Raw genomic sequence first — 18302 nt, 5'->3', positions numbered from 1 at the left:
GTCCCACCCTCAGCACTCGATGATGTTCACAGCCAGCCCGCCCCGTGCCGTCTCCTTGTACTTGACGCTCATGTCCGCGCCCGTTTCCTTCATCGTCTTGATGACCTTGTCGAGGGACACCTTGTGGGAGCCGTCGCCGCGCATGGCCATCCTGGCCGCCGTGACGGCCTTGACCGCGGCCATGCCGTTGCGTTCGATGCAGGGGATCTGGACGAGGCCGCCGACCGGGTCGCAGGTGAGGCCGAGGTTGTGTTCCATGCCGATCTCCGCGGCGTTCTCGACCTGTTCGGGAGAGCCGCCGAGGACCTCCGCCAGCGCGCCCGCCGCCATCGAGCAGGCCGAGCCGACCTCGCCCTGGCAGCCGACCTCGGCGCCGGAGATGGAGGCGTTCTCCTTGAAGAGCATGCCGATCGCGCCGGCCGCGAGCATGAAGCGGACCACGCCGTCCTCGTCCGCGCCTGGCACGAAGTTGATGTAGTAGTGCAGGACCGCCGGGATGATGCCGGCCGCGCCGTTCGTCGGGGCGGTCACGACGCGGCCGCCCGCCGCGTTCTCCTCGTTCACCGCCATCGCGTACAGCGTGATCCACTCCATCGCGTGGGCCAACGGGTCGCCCTCGGCGCGCAGTTGGCGGGCCGACATGGCCGCGCGGCGCCGGACCCTGAGACCGCCGGGCAGGATGCCCTCGCGGGACATGCCGCGCGAGACGCACGCCTGCATCACCCGCCAGATCGCGAGCAGCCCCTCGCGGATCTCGTCCTCGGTGCGCCAGGCCCGCTCGTTCTCCAGCATCAGGGCGGAGATCGACAGGCCCGTCTCGCGGGTGAGGCGCAGCAGCTCGTCGCCCGTGCGGAAGGGGTACTTGAGGACCGTGTCGTCCAGCTTGATGCGGTCCGCGCCCACCGCGTCCTCGTCGACGACGAACCCGCCGCCCACTGAGTAGTACGTCTTCGAGAGCAGCTCGGCGCCCGAGGCGTCGTGCGCCCAGAGCGTCATGCCGTTGGCGTGGTACGGCAGTGTCTTGCGGCGGTGCAGGACCAGATCGTCGTCGAAGGAGAAGTCGATCTCGTGCTCGTCGAGCAGGTTGATCCGCCCCGAGGACTTGATGCCCTCCACCCGGTCGTCGGCCCCCTCCACGTCCACCGTGCGCGGCGAGGCGCCCTCCAGGCCGAGCAGCACCGCCTTGGGGGTGCCGTGGCCGTGTCCGGTCGCGCCCAGTGAGCCGTACAGCTCGGCGCGTACCGAGGTCACGGAGGACAGGACGTCCTCGGTGCGCAGCCGGCGGGCGAACATCCGCGCGGCGCGCATCGGGCCGACCGTGTGGGAGCTGGACGGGCCGATGCCGATCGAGAACAGGTCGAAGACCGAGATGGCCACGGGAACTCCTCAAAACGGGGGTGGTGCAGAAGAACGAAAGGCGCGAAGCGCCGCGACCGGGGCGGTGGTGGTGGGTGTCGGGCGGGCGGGGCACCGCGCACACCTCCCAGTGTGCGCGGTGCGCCGGTGAAACGGGACTACTGGCCCAGACCGGGGTACAGCGGGTGCTTCTCCGCCAGTGCGGACACCCGGGCCTTCAGCGCCTGGGCGTCGGCCTCCCCGAAGGTCGAGGGGGCCTTCAGCGTTTCGGCGATGACGTCCGCGACCTCGGCGAAGTCCTCGGCCGTGAAGCCGCGGGTGGCGAGGGCGGGCGTGCCGATCCGCAGGCCCGAGGTGACCATCGGCGGGCGCGGGTCGTTCGGGACGGCGTTGCGGTTGACCGTGATGCCGACCTCGTGGAGGCGGTCCTCGGCCTGCTGGCCGTCGAGCTCCGAGTCGCGCAGGTCGACCAGGATCAGGTGGACGTCCGTACCGCCGGACAGCACGTTCACGCCGGACGCGCGGGCGTCGGGCGCGGTGAGCCGCTCGGCGAGGATCCGGGCGCCCTCGACCGTTCGGCGCTGGCGCTCCTTGAAGTCCTCCGAAGCCGCGACCTTGAAGGAGACGGCCTTGGCCGCGATCACGTGCTCCAGGGGGCCGCCCTGGAAGCCCGGGAAGACGGACGAGTTGAGCTTCTTCGCGAAGGCCTTCTTGGCGAGGATGATCCCGCCGCGGGGCCCGCCCAGCGTCTTGTGGGTGGTGGAGGTGACCACGTCCGCGTGCTCCACCGGGTTCGGGTGGAGCCCGGCCGCGACCAGACCCGCGAAGTGCGCCATGTCGACCCACAGATAGGCCTCGACCTCGTCCGCGATACGGCGGAACTCGGCGAAGTCGAGCTGCCGCGGGTACGCTGACCAGCCCGCGATGATCACCTTCGGGCGGTGCTCCTTGGCGAGCCGCTCGACCTCGGCCATGTCGACCAGGCCGGCCTCGTCCACGTGGTAGGCGACCACGTTGAACTGCTTGCCGGAGAAGTTGAGCCGCATCCCGTGGGTCAGGTGGCCGCCGTGGGCCAGGTCCAGGCCGAGGATGGTGTCGCCGGGCTGGGCCAGCGCGAAGAGCGCGGCCTGGTTGGCGGAGGCGCCCGAGTGGGGCTGCACGTTGGCGTACTCGGCGCCGAACAGCTCCTTGACCCGGTCGATGGCGATCTGCTCGGCGACGTCGACGTGCTCGCAGCCGCCGTAGTAGCGGCGGCCCGGATAGCCCTCGGCGTACTTGTTGGTGAGGACCGAGCCCTGGGCCTCCATGACGGCGACCGGGGCGAAGTTCTCCGAGGCGATCATTTCGAGGGTGGACTGCTGACGGTTCAGCTCGGCGTCGACGGCGGCGGCGATGTCCGGGTCGAGCTCGTGGAGGGACTGGTTCAGAAGCGACATCGGTCAGGAGTCCTTAGCTGCCGGAGAATTCGGTGTACTCGTCCGCGGAGAGCAGGTCCTTCGGCTCCTCCGCGACCCGTACCTTGAACAGCCAGCCACCCTCGAACGGGGCGGTGTTCACCAGCGCGGGGTCGTCCACGACGTCCTGGTTGATCTCGGTGATCTCACCGGAGACGGGCGAGTACAGATCGCTCACGGACTTGGTCGACTCCAGCTCGCCGCAGGTCTCGCCCGCGGTCACCGTGTCACCGACCTCCGGGAGCTGGACGTACACGACATCGCCGAGCGCGTTGGCCGCGTGCTCCGTGATGCCGACCGTCGAGACGCCGTCCTCGGCGCCCGACAGCCACTCGTGCTCCTTGCTGTAGCGCAGCTGCTGGGGGTTGCTCATGGCCTGAATTCTCCTGTACGCGGGGGAGTGCTGATGCAGGGGGACTGGGGTGACCTGGGCGGATGTGCTCCGGGTCACTTCATGACGCTCGCGGACCAGGGTTCACTGTCCGGCGCTCGCTGGACCAGGATCTACTTCTGGCGCTTGTAGAAGGGCAGCGCCACGACCTCGTACGGCTCGTGGCTGCCCCGGATGTCCACGCCGACACCGGGCGTGCCGGGTGCGGAGTGCGCGGCGTCGACGTATGCCATCGCGATCGGCTTTCCCAGGGTGGGCGAGGGGGCGCCGGAGGTGACCTCGCCGACGACCTTGCCGTCGGCGACGACCGGGTATCCGGCGCGCGGCACACGGCGGCCCTCGGCGATCAGGCCGACGAGGACGCGCGGGGGCTGCGACTCGGCCCGGGCGGCGGCCTCGGTCAGCGCCTCGCGCCCCACGAAGTCGCCCTCCTTCTCGAACTTCACGACCCGGCCGAGCCCCGCGTCGAAGGGGGTGAGCGCGGTGCTCAGCTCGTGCCCGTACAGCGGCATGCCCGCCTCCAGGCGCAGGGTGTCCCGGCAGGAGAGGCCGCAGGGGACGAGCCCGACGGGGGTGCCCGCGTCGGTCAGCGCCTGCCACAGCTTCTCGGCGTCGGCCGGGGCCACGAACAGCTCGAAGCCGTCCTCGCCGGTGTAGCCGGTGCGCGCGATCAGCGCCGGGACGCCGGCGACCGTACCGGGCAGGCCGGCGTAGTACTTCAGGCCGTCCAGGTCGGCGTCGGTGAGGGACTTGAGGATGCCGGGGGACTCGGGTCCCTGGATCGCGAGCAGGGCGTACGCGTCACGGTCGTCGCGGACCTCGGCGTCGAAGCCCCCGGCCCGCTCCACGAGCGCGTCCAGGACGGTCCGGGCGTTGGAGGCGTTGGCGACGACCATGTACGTGGTCTCCGCGAGCCGGTACACGATCAGGTCGTCGAGGATGCCGCCGTCGGCCCGGCAGATCATGGTGTAGCGGGCCCGGCCGGGCTTCACGCCCCCGATGTTGCCGACCAGCGCGAAGTCGAGCAGCGCGGCCGCCTGCGGCCCCGTCACGGTGATCTCCCCCATGTGGGAGAGGTCGAAGAGACCGGCCTTCGTCCGTACGGCGAGGTGCTCGTCGCGCTCGGAGCCGTAGCGCAGGGGCATGTCCCAGCCGGCGAAATCGGTCATCGTCGCGCCGAGCGAACGATGGAGGGCGTCGAGCGCTGTATGGCGCGGTTCAACGGGGGCGTTACTGCTCACGGTGGGGCTCCCAAGGCATGACGGCGAGGTCGTTCCTCCCCATCTGTCATCGGAACCTGAGAGGTTCGCCGTGACCCCCGGTCGTACGGGACGGTCACTGACTTGCACCTTGGGTGGAGCCGACGCCCCGGTGACAGGGAGAAGGCCCGCTTTTCAGATGTGCCTCGCCCGCGCGGTAACGGGGCCTGAGAGATTCAAGGGAGGGACTTGCTCCTTCGGCGCCCGGACCACGTACGCAAAAACGTGTCCGGAACTCTCCCGCGCGGATTCAAGCGGCCGGTATGCAGTTGGCGGGCACATCATTGCACGCATCGGAGCGGCGCGGCAGGGGACTCTTCGCGAGGGGGCGGTGCAGCGTCGCGGCCGGCCCGCACGGCGTCCGCACAGGGTCCACAGGCATCCACAGTGATCTGTGACGGGGCTGTGGCAGGACGGGAACAGAAATGAGGGGACCAGCGCATTACCTTCTCTTTACACTCGACGGGGATGGGTCTCCCGACCCCATGGGGAGGACGATCAGGGTGAACAGGACCACGGCGTACGCCACGAGCGCGGCCATCGCGCTGCCCAAGCAGCCCACTGCCCCGGCCGGGGAGGCGTGCGGCCCGCTTCCGGCGCCCGTCGTCCGCGATCTGCGGGAGCGCGCGGGACACAGCCCGCACGGCCTGCGCTTCGGCACGTCCGACCTGGTGGTGGTCACGGGCCTGCCCGGCAGCGGCAAGTCGACCCTGATGCGCCGGGCGGTGGCGGGCCGCCGCATCGACTCCCAGGACACCCGCGACCGCTGGGACGGCAGGCTGGCCCGCTTCCTGCCGTACGCGGTCTACCGGCCCCTGGTCCGCGCCGCGCACTACGCGGGCCTGCGCCGGGCCCTGCGGTCCGGCGAGGGGGTCGTGGTGCACGACTGCGGGACGCAGGCCTGGGTGCGCAGCTGGCTGGCCCGGGACGCCCGGCGGCGCGGCGGCGCCCTGCACCTGCTGCTGCTCGACGTGGACCCCGGTACGGCCCTGGACGGCCAGCGCGAGCGCGGCCGCGGAGTCTCGCGGTACGCGTTCGCGCGTCACCGCGGCGCGTTCGGCCGGCTGCTGCGTTCCGTTGAGAAGGGCGACCTGCCGGAGGGCTGCGGTTCGGCGGTGCTCATCGACCGGGCGGCGGCGGACGTGCTGCGGCGGGTCGACTTCGGCGACTGAGGTCCCGGTGACCGGACGGACCGAGGTCCCGGTGAGCCGGACGGACTGCGGCGGGGGAGGGCGCGTACGCGTAATCTCGACAGCCGCAGACGGCGGTTCGAGCAGGCGGTAGAGAGATGGACTTCCCGGCACAGGACATTCCGGTGCAAGCGCACCCACACCCCCATGTCGGCTGGCCCGGCAACGAGTTGGAGGCGGTACTGGCCGCCTCCCTCGGCGCGGCCTCGCCTTCGGCGGGCGCCCGGATCGTGGAGGTCATGGGCCGCAGCTTCCTCTGGGTGCCGCTGCCCGAGGGCGGCGGCCCGCACAGCGGCCCGCTCGACCTGCCCACGATGGAGTTCGGCGGACAGGCGTACGTGCCGGTCTTCAGCTCGGAGCAGCAGTTCCGCCAGGTCGTCGGCGACCACATGTCGTACACGGTGGCGCCCGCCGTCGAGTTCGCGCGCGGTCTGCCGCCCCAGGTGGGCATCGTGGTGAACCCGGACGGCACGGTCGGGGTGCCGCTGCCGCCGCTCGCCGTGGCCGAGCTGTGCCGGGCCGGGCGTACGGAGCTGGACGGGCAGGCGAGCGGCGGCCGGGTGCGGCTGTTCCAGCCGGACTGGCAGCACGACCCGGTGGACTTCCTGGCCGCCGCCTCCGCCGAGTTCGCCGCGACCGGCGTCGTCCTGAGCGCCCGCCGCTGTCTGGCGAGCATCGAGGGCGCCGACCCCGTGATGTTCGTCGGCGTCGAGCTGGCCCACTGGCACGACGACGCCCGCACCCTCCCCCTGGACGCCGTGGGCCGCGCCCTCGGCCAGGTCCCCGTGCCCCACCCGGTGAACCTCGTCTTCCTGGACGTGGCCCAGGACCCGGTGGGCGACTGGCTGCGGTCCCAGGTACGGCCCTTCTACACCCGGGCTCACTGAGGCGCCCCGAAGGGGCGCGGGGAACGGCGCGCTCAGCCACCCCCGACCCGCAGGCAGCAGAAAACGGAAAGTCCCGAGCTCTCAACACCAAACCCAGCGGAGCGCAACGGTGCTGTCGGGATCGCCACTTAAGCTGGTTTCATGGCTCGGTCGGGGTGATGCCATGCTCAAGCGAGCACGGCGCCCCGTCGAATGGACCTGTATGTCAGGGATGTCACGAAGGGGCGGTAGAAGGTGAGCGCGTCGGGCACGGCTGCGGCCGGGCAGGTCGAGCACATGCTGCGCCAAGTGACGCCCGGGCGTTACGACGCCTACGAGGCGCTGCTGCGCGCCCTCGCGACCCCGTCGTCCGGCCAGGTATGGATGCTGCTCTGGCACGGCCAGTCGGGCTCGCCCGACGCCCAGTACGGGAACATGGAGGTCGACGGCTTCGGCTACGCGCCCTGTGTGACCTCCGCCCAGGAGCTCTCGGCGAGCGGCTGGAACCGTTCGTACGAGGTGGTCGACGGGCTCGACGTGGCCCGCACCCTCTACCCCGACCACTATGGCCTGTGGCTGAACCCGCACGCGCCGGGCGGCGGCGTCGGCATCCCCTGGCTGGATCTGCGCCGTATCGCGACCGGCCTGGAGCGGCAGCCCGCGGGCCCGCTGCGGCTGTCCGAACCGGGCATCGAGATCCCGCAGTTCTACGCCCTGCTCACGCAGAACGCGCACCGGACCACCGCCGTCAGATCGCTCCGCCGCGCCTGGGTGCAGCCCGCGCTCGGGGCGCCGTACCTCGCCATCGGGCTCGATGTGTACGACACCAGCCCGCCCGCGGTGGACTCGGTGCGGGCGATGATGCAGCAGTCCATCGGCGCGGTGCCGGACGGTCTGCCGGTGTCGACGGTCGCGATGTCCGACGAGTACGACCCGGTGGCCCTGTGGCTGCGGATCAACGCGCGGCCGTTCTACGATCGTGAGGCCCACGCGGCGCCCGCCCAGGCACCGGCGGCCGGCGGATACGGATTCCCGGGCACCTACTGAGACGAATCGAAGCACCTGAGACGATCGGGTCGAAGTGCCCGGGCGAAGTACCTGAGACGATCCGGGTCCGGTCGAGTCCAACCTGTGGAGCATCGGCTCCCTCTCCCGCATCACCCCTGGGTGGAATGTCCCGATCTACGCGGGTAAATGGGCTGCGAGGCCCCTTTCGTACCAAAACTCCCGCGTCCGACCCCCGTTACCCGGCGTTCGGATAACGGAACCCTCCTGACAGCATCACGTTTGCGCATCCATTCACCGTCAGGTCTGGCAACAGATCGCCGAGGCGTTGAAGACTCCCGGTCCAGGGGGTTTATCCCCCGTGTACGACGGACTGATCACGCCGCTACAGCGGCAAGTGTGGGCCGGCTACCGCCGGTTGAGAGGGGTCCCTGCCACGATGACGGCACCATTGCACGAGCCGACGGCCGAAGCCGCCCCGAGCGCGGCCGAGGAGGCGGCGCTCGTAGCCGGCTCCGCCGAGGCGAAGGCGGTACAGGGTCGTTCCCTCGGCCGCATCGCCTGGGAGCGCCTGAAGCGGGACAAGCTCGCCCTGACGGGCGGCGTCATCGTCCTCGTGCTGATCGCGATCGCGCTGCTCGCTCCCGTGATCACGAACCTGGTCGGGCAGGACCCCGAGTCACATCACGAGGACCTGATCGATCCGCTCTTCTCGACCCCCACCGGGTCCTTCGGTGGAATCAGCGGAGACCACCTTCTCGGCGTCGAACCGGTCAGCGGCCGCGACATCTTCGCCCGGATCGTCTACGGCGCCCGCATCTCGCTGCTCGTCGGCTTCCTGTCGGCCCTGGTGGCCGTGGTGCTCGGCACCGTGCTCGGCGTTCTCGCCGGCTACTTCGGCGGCTGGGTCGACGCCTTCATCAGCCGCGTGATGGACGGCCTGCTGGCCTTCCCGCAGCTCCTCTTCATCATCGCGCTGGTCTCGGTCATGCCGAACGAGATGCTGGGTCTGACGGGAACGGGCGTGCGCCTGTTCGTCATGATCCTGGTGATCGGCTTCTTCGGCTGGCCCTATGTGGGACGCGTGGTGCGCGGTCAGACGCTGTCCCTGCGTGAGCGCGAGTACGTGGAGGCCGCGCGCAGCCTCGGGGCCGGGCGGTTCTACATCCTGTTCAAGGAGCTGCTGCCCAACCTCGTCGCGCCCATCATCGTGTACACGACGATGATGATCCCGACCAACATCCTCACCGAGGCGGCGCTCAGCTTCCTGGGTGTGGGCGTCAAGCCGCCCACCGCCTCCTGGGGACAGATGCTCTCCTCCGCGATCGACTACTACGACTCGGACCCCATGTACATGGTGATCCCGGGTGTAGCGATCTTCATCACCGTGCTCTCCTTCAACCTCTTCGGCGACGGCGTACGCGATGCGCTCGACCCGAAGGGTTCCCGCTGAACTGCCGTACCCCCAGGGCCCCGTCATCTGTCGACGGGCCGCTACATATCGGAGGATCCGAGTGAGTACCCAACGCACCACAGGGCGGCGCAAGCAGGCCGCGGCCGCCGCAGCCGTGGTCGCTGCGCTGCTGTCCACGGCGGCGTGCGGCGGCGGCGGCAACGACGACGACGGCGGCTCGAAGAACGGCGCGGCCGGCTTCAACGCAGCCAACAACAAGGTCGCCCAGGCCTCCCTCGCCAAGAAGGGCGGCGAGCTGAAGTTCGCGGGCGCCCAGGACGCCGACTCGTGGGACACCACGCGTGGCTACTACGGCTTCGCCTGGAACTTCATGCGGTACTACAGCCGCACGCTGGTGACCGGCAAGGCGGAGCCCGGAGCCAAGGGCGCCGAGGTCACCCCCGACCTCGCCACCAGCACGGCGAAGATCTCCGACGACGGCAAGACCTACACGTACACGCTGCGTGACGGGGTCACCTGGGAGGATGGCAAGCCCATCACCTCCAAGGACGTCAAGTACGGCATCGAGCGCGTCTGGGCGCAGGACGTCCTGTCCGGCGGTCCGGTCTACCTGAAGGACGTGCTCGACCCCAAGGGCGAGTACAAGGGCCCGTACAAGGACAAGTCCAAGGACAAGCTCGGTCTGAAGGCGATCGAGACGCCGGACGACAAGACCGTCATCTTCAAGCTGCCCGAGGCCAACTCGGACTTCGAGGACATCCTCGGCCTGACCTCGGCTTCCCCGGTCCGCCAGGACAAGGACACCAAGTCGAAGTACGGCCTGAAGCCCTTCTCCTCCGGCCCGTACAAGTTCCAGTCGTACACGCCGAACAAGAAGCTGGTCCTGGTCCGCAACGAGAACTGGAAGCAGTCCTCGGACCCGGTCCGCAAGGCGTACCCGGACAAGATCTCGCTGACGCTGTTCACCAACGCCAATGACATGGACCAGCGTCTGATCAACGGCGACTACGACCTGGACATCGGCCAGACCGGTCTGTCCCCGCAGGGCCGCACCACCGCCCTGAAGCAGCACAAGGCCAACCTGGACAACCCGGTCTCCGGCTACATCCGCTACGCGGTCTTCCCGCAGAGCGTCAAGCCGTTCGACAACGAGCACTGCCGCAAGGCCGTGATCTACGGCGCCGACCACGAGTCGCTGCAGACCGCTCGTGGTGGCCCGGTCGCCGGTGGCGACATCGGCACCAACATGCTGCCGCCGTCCGTCCCCGGTTCCGAGGGCCAGAAGTACGACCCGTACGAGGCGGCCACGACGAACAAGAACGGCAACGTCGCCAAGGCCAAGGAAGAGCTCAAGGCCTGCGGTCAGCCGAACGGCTTCAAGACCACCATCGCGGTCCGTAACAACAAGCCGGTCGAGGTTGCCACCGCCGAGTCCCTCCAGGCCTCGCTGAAGAAGGTCGGCATCACCGTCGACATCGACCAGTTCGACGGTGCCCAGACCACCGGCATCATCGGTAGCCCCGAGAACGTGAAGAAGAAGGGCTACGGCATCATCATCATGGGCTGGGGCCCGGACTTCCCGACCGTCCAGGGTTACGGCATGCCGCTGTGGGACAGCAAGTACATCCTTGAGAGCGGCAACAACAACTTCGCCCTGATCAAGGACAAGACGATCGACGGCCTCTTCGACGACTACGTCAAGGAGCTCGACGAGGCGAAGAAGGTCGAGATCTCCACGGAGATCAACCACAAGGTCTCGGAGGGCGCGTACTACCTGCCCTTCGTCTTCGAGAAGTTCATCAACTGGCGCTCCAGCCGTCTCGCGAACGTCTACACGACCGACAACTACAGCGGTCAGTACGACTTCGTGAACCTCGGCCTCAAGAAGTAACACCGACCGGCGCACCCGCCATACGGCACGAAAGGCAGGTGAAGGCCGGCGCGGCGTGACCCGCGGGCCACCGGAAGACCTCCGGTGGCCCGCGGCACCGCCGCCGGGCCGAGAGCAGTGCTCGCATACCTCATCAGGCGGCTCTTCGCCGCCGCAGTGATGCTGGTGGTCATCATTCTGGTGGTCTTCGGCATCTTCTTCCTCGTCCCCCGCTGGGCGGGCGTGGACCCGGCCACGATGTTCGTGGGCAAGCAGGCCGACCCCGCGGCGATCGAGGCCGTGCGGCAGAAGCTCGGTCTGGCAGACCCGATCTTCGCCCAGGTCTGGGAGTTCTTCAAAGGCCTCTTCGTCGGGCGCACCTATGCGGCCGGCGGCGACGTGACGAACTGCGCGGCGCCCTGCTTCGGCTACTCCTTCCGCAACGAGCAGGCCATCTGGCCGGTACTCACCGACCGCTTCCCAGTGACCCTGGCTCTCGCGCTCGGTGCCGCCTTCCTGTGGTTGATCTTCGGTGTCGCGGCGGGTGTGCTCTCAGCGCTCAAGCGCGGTTCCCTCTGGGACCGTGGCGCGATGATCGTCGCCCTCGGCGGCGTCTCGCTCCCCATCTACTTCACCGGCCTGCTGTCCCTGGCGATCTTCAGCTACGGACTGGGCTGGATCGACGCACAGTACGTGCCCATCGAGGAGAGCTTCACCGGCTGGTTCGGCGGCATGATCCTGCCCTGGGTCACGCTGGCCTTCCTCTATGCGGCGATGTACGCCCGGATCACCAGAGCCACCATGCTGGAGGTCCTGGGCGAGGACTACATCCGCACCGCCCGCGCCAAGGGCCTGACCGAACCCGTCGTCATCGGCAAGCACGCGATGCGCTCCACCATGACGCCGATCCTCACCATGCTCGGCATGGACCTCGGCGCCCTGATCGGCGGCGCGATCCTCACCGAGACCACGTTCAGCCTTCCCGGCCTCGGGCAGGCGGTTCTCAAGGCGATCAGCGACAAGGACCTGCCCGTCATCCTGGGCGTCACGCTGATCACCTCGCTCGCGGTGATCGTCGCGAACCTCCTGGTGGACCTGCTGTACGCCGTGATCGACCCCCGCGTGAGGCTCTCATGACCGAACTCAGCAAGAGCGGAGCCGCGGTGGGCGAGCCCGTAAAGGACTCGCCCACCCCCTCCGCCTTCCTCGAAGTCCGCGACCTGAAGGTGCACTTCCCGACCGACGACGGCCTGGTCAAGTCCGTCGACGGGCTCAGCTTCACGCTGGAGAAGGGCAAGACCCTCGGCATCGTGGGCGAGTCGGGCTCCGGCAAGTCGGTGACCTCGCTCGGCATCATGGGCCTGCACACCGCGGGCCAGTACGGCAAGCGCAAGGCGCAGATCTCCGGCGAGATCTGGCTCGACGGCACGGAACTGCTCTCCGCCGACCCCGACTACGTGCGCAAGCTGCGTGGCCGCGAGATGGCGATGATCTTCCAGGACCCGCTGTCGGCGCTGCACCCGTACTACACGATCGGCCAGCAGATCGTGGAGGCGTACCGGATCCACCACAAGGTGGACAAGAAGGTGGCGCGCAGGCGCGCCGTCGAGATGCTCGACCGGGTCGGCATCCCTCAGCCGGACAAGCGGGTCGACAGCTATCCGCACGAGTTCTCCGGCGGTATGCGCCAGCGCGCGATGATCGCGATGTCGCTGGTCAACAACCCCGAGCTGCTGATCGCGGACGAGCCGACGACCGCCCTGGACGTGACCGTCCAGGCGCAGATCCTCGACCTCATCCGGGACCTGCAGCAGGAGTTCGGCTCCGCGGTCATCATCATCACCCACGACCTGGGCGTCGTCGCCGAGCTCTCCGACGACATCCTGGTGATGTACGGCGGCCGCTGCATCGAGCGGGGCCCGGCCGAGAAGGTCTTCTACGAGCCCAGGCACCCGTACACCTGGGGCCTGCTCGGCTCCATGCCCCGCCTGGACCGTGACCAGACCGAGCGGCTGATCCCGGTCAAGGGTTCCCCGCCCTCGCTGATCAACATCCCGTCGGGCTGCGCCTTCAACCCGCGCTGCTCGTACGCGGACGTCCCCAAGGACAACGTCACCCGCACGGTCCGCCCCGAGCTGACCGAGGTCGGCAGCCAGCACTGGGCCGCCTGCCACATGACGCAGGAGCAGCGGGAACGGATCTGGACCGAAGAGATTGCGCCGAAGCTGTGAGTGACAAAGCAGAGGACAAACCCGTGGTCATCCCCGCGCAGAGCGACGGCGTGGCGACCCTCACCAAGGACGCCGCCCCCGGCGAGACGCTCCTGAAGGTGACCGGCCTGCAGAAGCACTTCCCGATCCGCAAGGGCCTGCTCCAGCGGCAGGTCGGCGCGGTGCGGGCGGTCGACGGCATCGACTTCGAGGTCAGGTCCGGCGAGACGCTCGGTGTCGTGGGCGAGTCGGGCTGCGGCAAGTCGACGATGGGCCGGCTGATCACGCGGCTGCTCGAACCGACGGCGGGCAAGGTCGAGTTCGAGGGCAAGGACATCACGCACCTCAGCGTCGCCGGCATGCGCCCGATGCGCCGTGACGTCCAGATGATCTTCCAGGACCCGTACTCGTCGCTGAACCCGCGCCACACGATCGGCACGATCATCAGCGCCCCCTTCAAGCTCCAGGGCGTCATGCCCGAGGGCGGCATCAAGAAGGAGGTCCAGCGGCTGCTGTCGGTGGTCGGTCTCAACCCCGAGCACTACAACCGCTACCCGCACGAGTTCTCCGGCGGTCAGCGCCAGCGCATCGGCATCGCCCGCGCGCTCGCGCTCAACCCGAAGATGGTCGTGGCGGACGAGCCGGTCTCCGCGCTCGACGTGTCGATCCAGGCGCAGGTGGTGAACCTGCTGGACGACCTCCAGCAGGAGCTCGGCCTCACGTACGTGATCATCGCGCACGACCTGTCCGTCGTACGCCATGTCTCGGACCGTATCGCCGTGATGTACCTCGGCAAGATCGTCGAGCTGGCCGACCGTGAGTCGCTGTACAAGGCGCCGATGCACCCGTACACCAAGGCGCTGATGTCGGCGGTGCCGATTCCGGACCCCCGGCGCAAGTCGGCCAAGAGCGAGCGCATCCTGCTCAAGGGCGACGTGCCCTCGCCGATCTCGCCGCCGAGCGGGTGCCGCTTCCACACGCGGTGCTGGAAGGCCACGCAGATCTGCACGACGACCGAGCCGCCGCTCCTGGAGCTGAAGCCCGGTCAGCAGGTGGCCTGCCACCACCCGGAGAACTTCGAGGACCAGGCCCCGCAGGACACCGTGCTGCTGACCGCCGCGAAGGAGGCGGCGGAGCTGGTGGCCGACGAGGTGCTCGCGGAGTCCGCGGCCACGTCGGCGGCGGTCGCGGCCGAGGTGGCGGCTGCCACGGAGACACCGGCGGTCACGGAGACGTCGGTCGCCAAGGAGTCCCCGGCGGTCTCCAAGGAGGCTCCGGCTTCCGCGGAGGCACCGGCGAAGGACGCTGCCGCCGAGGCCGCCTCCGAAGCCGACGAAGCCTCCGAGGGTGACGCTCCCGCCAAGGAGTAGTAAGTATCACCGAGCCCCTGCCTTGCAATGGAAGGCAGGGGCTCTGTGCTGGGTGAGAATGTTCGGGTGATCCAGGAACTCTTCACCCCGTCCGTCCAGCACACACTCGACCTGGTCGGCATCTTCGTCTTCGCGATCTCCGGTGCCCTGCTGGCCGTCCGCAAGAACTTCGACGTCTTCGGCATCGCGGTCCTCGCCGAGGTCACCGCGCTGGGCGGCGGGCTGTTCCGGGATCTGGTCATCGGAGCCGTGCCGCCCGCGGCCTTCACGGATCTGGGGTACTTCCTCACTCCGCTGCTCGCCGCCCTGCTGGTCTTCTTCCTCCACCCCGAGGTGGAGCGGATCCAGCTCGGCGTGAACATCTTCGACGCGGCCGGACTCGGCCTCTTCTGCGTCGCGGGCACGACGAAGGCGTACGAGTACGGACTCGGCCTCACCGCCTCGGCGACCCTCGGACTCGCGACCGCGGTCGGCGGAGGTGTGCTGCGGGACGTCCTCGCCAACGAGGTCCCCTCGCTGCTGCGCTGGGACCGCGATCTCTACGCCGTGCCCGCCATCGTCGGCAGCACGATGGTCGCCCTGTGCATCCGCTACGACGCCCTGAACACCTTCACCTCCGCGCTCGCCGTCGTCACGACCTTCATGCTGCGGCTGCTCGCGATGCGGTACCACTGGCGCGCGCCCCGGGCGTGGCACCGGCGCTCGACGGCGGTCGAGGTGGCGGAGTAAGGGTGAGGACGAGGTTGTCGGAGTGAGGCGGGCCACGGGGCGTTTCACGAGATCGAAACAGAAAAAGCTACTGCTTAGTAATTACCTGTTGTACCGTTCAGGCATGTCAGAAGCAGCTTCCGTGCACGCGGTACGGGCCAGGATCGGCGACAGCGAGTTCGACCGCGACACCGCGGTCACCCGTCGCGCACCCGGCGTCTACGACATCGACCTGTCCGCCGGGTGGACGATCATCAGCGCCGTCAACGGCGGCTACCTGCTCGCCGTTCTGGGCCGCGCGCTCGCCGACGCCCTGCCGCACGCCGACCCGTTCACGATCTCCGCGCACTACCTCACCGCGTCCCAGCCGGGCCCGGCGGTCGTCCGCACCGACGTCGTCCGCACCGGCCGCACCCTCTCCACCGGCCAGGCGTCCCTGTTCCAGTACGACGACCAGGGCCGCGAGGTCGAGCGGATCCGCGTGCTCGCCTCCTACGGGGACCTCGACAGCCTCCCCGACGACGTCCGTACGACGGCCAGGCCGCCCGCGATTCCGCCCATGGACCAGTGCTTCGGACCCGAGGACGGGCCCGCCCCCGTCTCCGGCAGCTCCGCGATCACCGACCGGCTGATGCTCAAGCTCGACCCCGCCACCCTGGGCTGGGCCCTCGGATCGCCGTCCGGCAAGGGCGAGATGCGCTCCTGGTTCGGCCTCGCCGACGGCCGCGACCCGGACCCCCTCTCGCTGCTCCTCGCGGTGGACGCGCTGCCTCCGACCGCCTTCGAACTCGGCCTGTCCGGCTGGGTGCCGACCGTCGAGCTGACCGTGCACGTGCGCTGCCGTCCGGCGCCGGGCCCCCTGCGCGTCTCCATCACCACCCGCAACCTCGCCGGCGGCTTCCTGGAGGAGGACGCCGAGGTCTGGGACAGCGAGGACCGCCTCGTCGCCCAGTCGCGTCAGCTGGCAAGGGTGCGGCTCGGCTGATCCGTACGCGGTCGGCCGCCTCCTGTCTTCTGTCACGGACCTGTACCAGCGGGGGAGTTGGGGCGAGCGGGCGTAAGCGCAGGTCAGGGCGGGTTTGTTGAGGTGTTCTTTGCGTGGGCCACAGGCGGGCCACAGCGCGGGCCCAAGCTGGGCCCAGGGGCGGTTGGTTGCATGCGGCTCTCAGATTCCGCTCATCCAAACGGGAGTTGCCCTCATGAAGCCTGTCCGCATGACGCGCGTACGTCACGTCCCCGCCATCGCCCTGCTGGCGCTGTCGCCGCTCCTGTTGACGGCCTGCGGCTCTGACGACTCCTCGTCGTCCTCGGGCAATGGCAACGGCAACGGCGGCTCGGGGCAGCAGAGTTGCCAGGCGCCGTCGGGCGCGCCGAGTGGTGCCCCGTCGGGGATGCCGAGCGGAGCTCCGTCCGGGGCGCCTTCGGGAGCACCCTCGGGGGCGCCGTCCGGTGCCGCCACGGGGAAGGCCCCGTCGGGCGCGCCTTCCGGGATGCCGTCGGGGGCGGCCGGCGGAGGCCCCGGTGGCGGGCAGGGTGGCGGCCCGGGCGGAGGCTGCGGAACCGGCGGCCAGCAGGGGCAGGGGCAGCAGACCCAGGGCTGACCCGCTCGCGGCTGGTGGTGAAGGGCGCGAAGGGCGCGTACGACACTATCGTACGCGCCCTTCGCGCGTGCGGGCCGAGTCGTATCGCGGGCTGTCAGCCCAGCCAGTGGCGGCGGCCGATGCTGATCAGCCGCATCCGGCGGGTGGCCACCCGGGCCACCTGGTCCTGTTCCTCGGGGGCCGCCTCCAGGAACGTACTGGCGGTCATCAGCATCTGGTCGACATACAGGCCGGCGAGCATCAGCAGGTCGTCGTCGCTCCAGCCGGCGGACTCGGGCTGCTTGGCCAGTTCGGCCTTCACCTCGTCGGCGAACCGGGCCATCTGCTCGGCGATCGCGGAGCGGACCTTCTGTACGCCGCCGTTGCGCTCGCGGGCGATGAACCGGATGTGCGCGGGGTGCTCGCGCACGTGACGGGCGATCAGGGCGACGGCGCGGTCTATGCGTTCGTCGCTGTCGCCGGACGCCGACACCGTGCCGGCGATCATCGGGTGCAGACTGCCCAACGCCTCCTCGACCAGGGCGACTCCGAGATCCGCGGTCGAGTGGAAGTGCCGGTAGAAGGCGGTAGGGGCGACACCGACGGCCCGGGTGACCTCGCGCAGACCCAGACTGCTGAGGCTCTGCTCCTCCAGCAGGCTCAACGCGGCGTCCAGGAACGCCTGTCGGGTCTTCTGCTTCTGGGCCTGCCGGATGCCGAGGGTGTGACTCATGCCATGTAGTTAACAACTGTTCTCTGTAATGGGAAAGTCGTACGACGCGCTAGACTCTGAAGTCAGTGAACAACTGTAACCACAAGCGTTCACCGAGTTGTCGAGTCCCGGAAACATCCGGGGGTATCCGGACCGTACGGAGCTGTGCGGAGCGGACACGGCGGCTCGCCGGACTCACCACGAGAGGCATCTCATGCTGTTCCTCGTCGCAGCGCTCCTGCTGCTGGGCCTCATGCTCGGCACCGTGGCCCACGCCCCGCTGTCCTTCAGTCTCGTCGCCGCCGCCGTCATCGGCGTGTGGCTGGCCGTCTTCGCGGTCCGCGAGCGCCACGGCCGGCGCCGCGGGACGTCGAGCTGAACCGGCCGAACCCCTCAGCCACCCACGCGCAACCACCCACGATCACGCAACCACCCACGATCACCTGACTGTTCGACTGCCTGTTGGGAGCAGACACATGGAACTCACCACCGCAGCCCCGCGGCGCCGGAGCACCGTCCGTGACGCCGACGGCATGGCCGTCGCGTCGTTCATCCTCGGTCTCGTCGGCCTGCTGGCCCTGAACATCTTCCTCGGCCCCATCTCCATCGCCCTCGCCTCGGCGGCCCTCTACCGGGGCACCACCCGCCGCGGCCGCGCCCTCCTCGGCCTCGGCCTGGGAATCGCCGACCTCCTGGTCCTGCTGGCGTTCATGTCGGCGGACAGCACGCTGTCGTGGAGCTTCTGAGGCTGACACCGGCACCGGGGGTGCCCTCGCTGCAGGGGGCGCGACCGGCCGCCGTGCTACCTCTGTGGGCAGGCGTTCCGCAGGGCGATGGGGGTCCCCCCGCTCGAGCGAAGCCGAGAGTGGGGGAGGGTGGGCACAGCCAATGGCGCCGGGTGCCCGGTAAGAGGGGCT

Annotated in this window: 18 protein-coding genes and 2 riboswitches; of the genes, 12 read left to right on the top strand and 6 right to left on the bottom strand. The window is 69.4% G+C overall.

What is annotated here, in order from left to right; translation table 11 throughout:
* Positions 1–9 precede the first annotated feature (9 nt).
* From QF035_RS17570 to gcvT, 4 genes are all read right to left on the bottom strand, one after another.
* Positions 10–1377, bottom strand: coding sequence for an L-serine ammonia-lyase (locus QF035_RS17570; protein WP_307521277.1), 1368 nt, complete (start codon positions 1375–1377; stop codon positions 10–12).
* A 137-nt stretch (positions 1378–1514) separates the two neighbouring features.
* Positions 1515–2792 carry a serine hydroxymethyltransferase gene (glyA, locus tag QF035_RS17565; protein ID WP_307521276.1) on the bottom strand — a complete coding sequence of 426 codons (1278 nt, stop codon included), beginning with the start codon at positions 2790–2792 and terminating at the stop codon, positions 1515–1517.
* Positions 2793–2805: 13 nt separating this feature from the next.
* A complete protein-coding gene (gene gcvH, locus QF035_RS17560) occupies positions 2806–3183 on the bottom strand; it encodes a glycine cleavage system protein GcvH (RefSeq protein ID WP_143640549.1) in 378 nt (125 codons plus the stop codon).
* A 131-nt stretch (positions 3184–3314) separates the two neighbouring features.
* A complete protein-coding gene (gcvT, locus tag QF035_RS17555) occupies positions 3315–4442 on the bottom strand; it encodes a glycine cleavage system aminomethyltransferase GcvT (protein WP_307521275.1) in 1128 nt (375 codons plus the stop codon).
* A gap of 33 nt (positions 4443–4475) precedes the next feature.
* A riboswitch (glycine riboswitch) is annotated at positions 4476–4605 on the bottom strand.
* Positions 4606–4713, bottom strand: a riboswitch (glycine riboswitch).
* Positions 4714–4945: 232 nt separating this feature from the next.
* Between gcvT and QF035_RS17550 the strand changes: the two genes are divergently transcribed.
* The 10 genes from QF035_RS17550 (at position 4946) to QF035_RS17505 (ending at position 16078) form a co-directional block, all read left to right on the top strand.
* Positions 4946–5632 carry an AAA family ATPase gene (locus tag QF035_RS17550; RefSeq protein WP_307521274.1) on the top strand — a complete coding sequence of 229 codons (687 nt, stop codon included), beginning with the start codon at positions 4946–4948 and terminating at the stop codon, positions 5630–5632.
* 116 nt (positions 5633–5748) lie between these two features.
* The gene (locus QF035_RS17545; protein ID WP_307521273.1) at positions 5749–6537 is read left to right on the top strand and encodes an enhanced serine sensitivity protein SseB; all 789 of its coding nucleotides are present in this window, start codon (positions 5749–5751) and stop codon (positions 6535–6537) included.
* A gap of 234 nt (positions 6538–6771) precedes the next feature.
* Positions 6772–7563, top strand: a complete 792-nt coding sequence (locus QF035_RS17540) for an enhanced serine sensitivity protein SseB C-terminal domain-containing protein (RefSeq protein ID WP_055614841.1) — start codon at positions 6772–6774, stop codon at positions 7561–7563.
* 397 nt (positions 7564–7960) lie between these two features.
* Positions 7961–8974 (top strand): ABC transporter permease, encoded by a 1014-nt coding sequence (locus tag QF035_RS17535; protein WP_055614840.1) that lies wholly within the window; start codon positions 7961–7963, stop codon positions 8972–8974.
* Positions 8975–9035: 61 nt separating this feature from the next.
* The gene (locus QF035_RS17530; RefSeq protein ID WP_307521271.1) at positions 9036–10826 is read left to right on the top strand and encodes an ABC transporter substrate-binding protein; all 1791 of its coding nucleotides are present in this window, start codon (positions 9036–9038) and stop codon (positions 10824–10826) included.
* 117 nt (positions 10827–10943) lie between these two features.
* Positions 10944–11942 carry an ABC transporter permease gene (locus QF035_RS17525; protein WP_055614848.1) on the top strand — a complete coding sequence of 333 codons (999 nt, stop codon included), beginning with the start codon at positions 10944–10946 and terminating at the stop codon, positions 11940–11942.
* A complete protein-coding gene (locus QF035_RS17520; RefSeq protein ID WP_307521270.1) occupies positions 11939–13036 on the top strand; it encodes an ABC transporter ATP-binding protein in 1098 nt (365 codons plus the stop codon). The genes QF035_RS17525 and QF035_RS17520 overlap by 4 nt, the downstream gene beginning before the upstream one ends.
* Positions 13037–13059: 23 nt before the next feature.
* On the top strand, positions 13060–14385 hold the full coding sequence (locus QF035_RS17515) for an ABC transporter ATP-binding protein (protein ID WP_373466955.1): 1326 nt from the start codon (positions 13060–13062) through the stop codon (positions 14383–14385).
* A gap of 27 nt (positions 14386–14412) precedes the next feature.
* Positions 14413–15114: a trimeric intracellular cation channel family protein gene (locus tag QF035_RS17510; RefSeq protein WP_373466669.1), complete on the top strand. Its 702-nt coding sequence runs from the start codon at positions 14413–14415 to the stop codon at positions 15112–15114.
* A 103-nt stretch (positions 15115–15217) separates the two neighbouring features.
* Positions 15218–16078 carry a thioesterase family protein gene (locus QF035_RS17505; RefSeq protein WP_307521267.1) on the top strand — a complete coding sequence of 287 codons (861 nt, stop codon included), beginning with the start codon at positions 15218–15220 and terminating at the stop codon, positions 16076–16078.
* Between the two features lie 243 nt (positions 16079–16321).
* Here QF035_RS17505 and QF035_RS17500 read toward each other — a convergent pair whose 3' ends face one another.
* Complete coding sequence (locus QF035_RS17500; RefSeq protein ID WP_307521266.1) at positions 16322–16552, bottom strand: hypothetical protein; 231 nt, start codon at positions 16550–16552, stop codon at positions 16322–16324.
* A 236-nt stretch (positions 16553–16788) separates the two neighbouring features.
* A complete protein-coding gene (locus tag QF035_RS17495) occupies positions 16789–17406 on the bottom strand; it encodes a TetR family transcriptional regulator (RefSeq protein WP_190232232.1) in 618 nt (205 codons plus the stop codon).
* Between the two features lie 193 nt (positions 17407–17599).
* On the opposite strand from QF035_RS17495, the gene QF035_RS17490 reads away from it, so the two are divergent.
* On the top strand, positions 17600–17764 hold the full coding sequence (locus QF035_RS17490) for a hypothetical protein (protein WP_307521264.1): 165 nt from the start codon (positions 17600–17602) through the stop codon (positions 17762–17764).
* 97 nt (positions 17765–17861) lie between these two features.
* Complete coding sequence (locus QF035_RS17485; protein ID WP_307521262.1) at positions 17862–18131, top strand: DUF4190 domain-containing protein; 270 nt, start codon at positions 17862–17864, stop codon at positions 18129–18131.
* Positions 18132–18302 lie beyond the last annotated feature (171 nt).

Source organism: Streptomyces umbrinus, assembly GCF_030817415.1.
Taxonomy (GTDB): Bacteria; Actinomycetota; Actinomycetes; order Streptomycetales; family Streptomycetaceae; genus Streptomyces; species Streptomyces umbrinus_A.
Note: the sequence above shows the minus strand (reverse complement) of the source record. Positions and strands in the feature narration are given on the sequence as shown.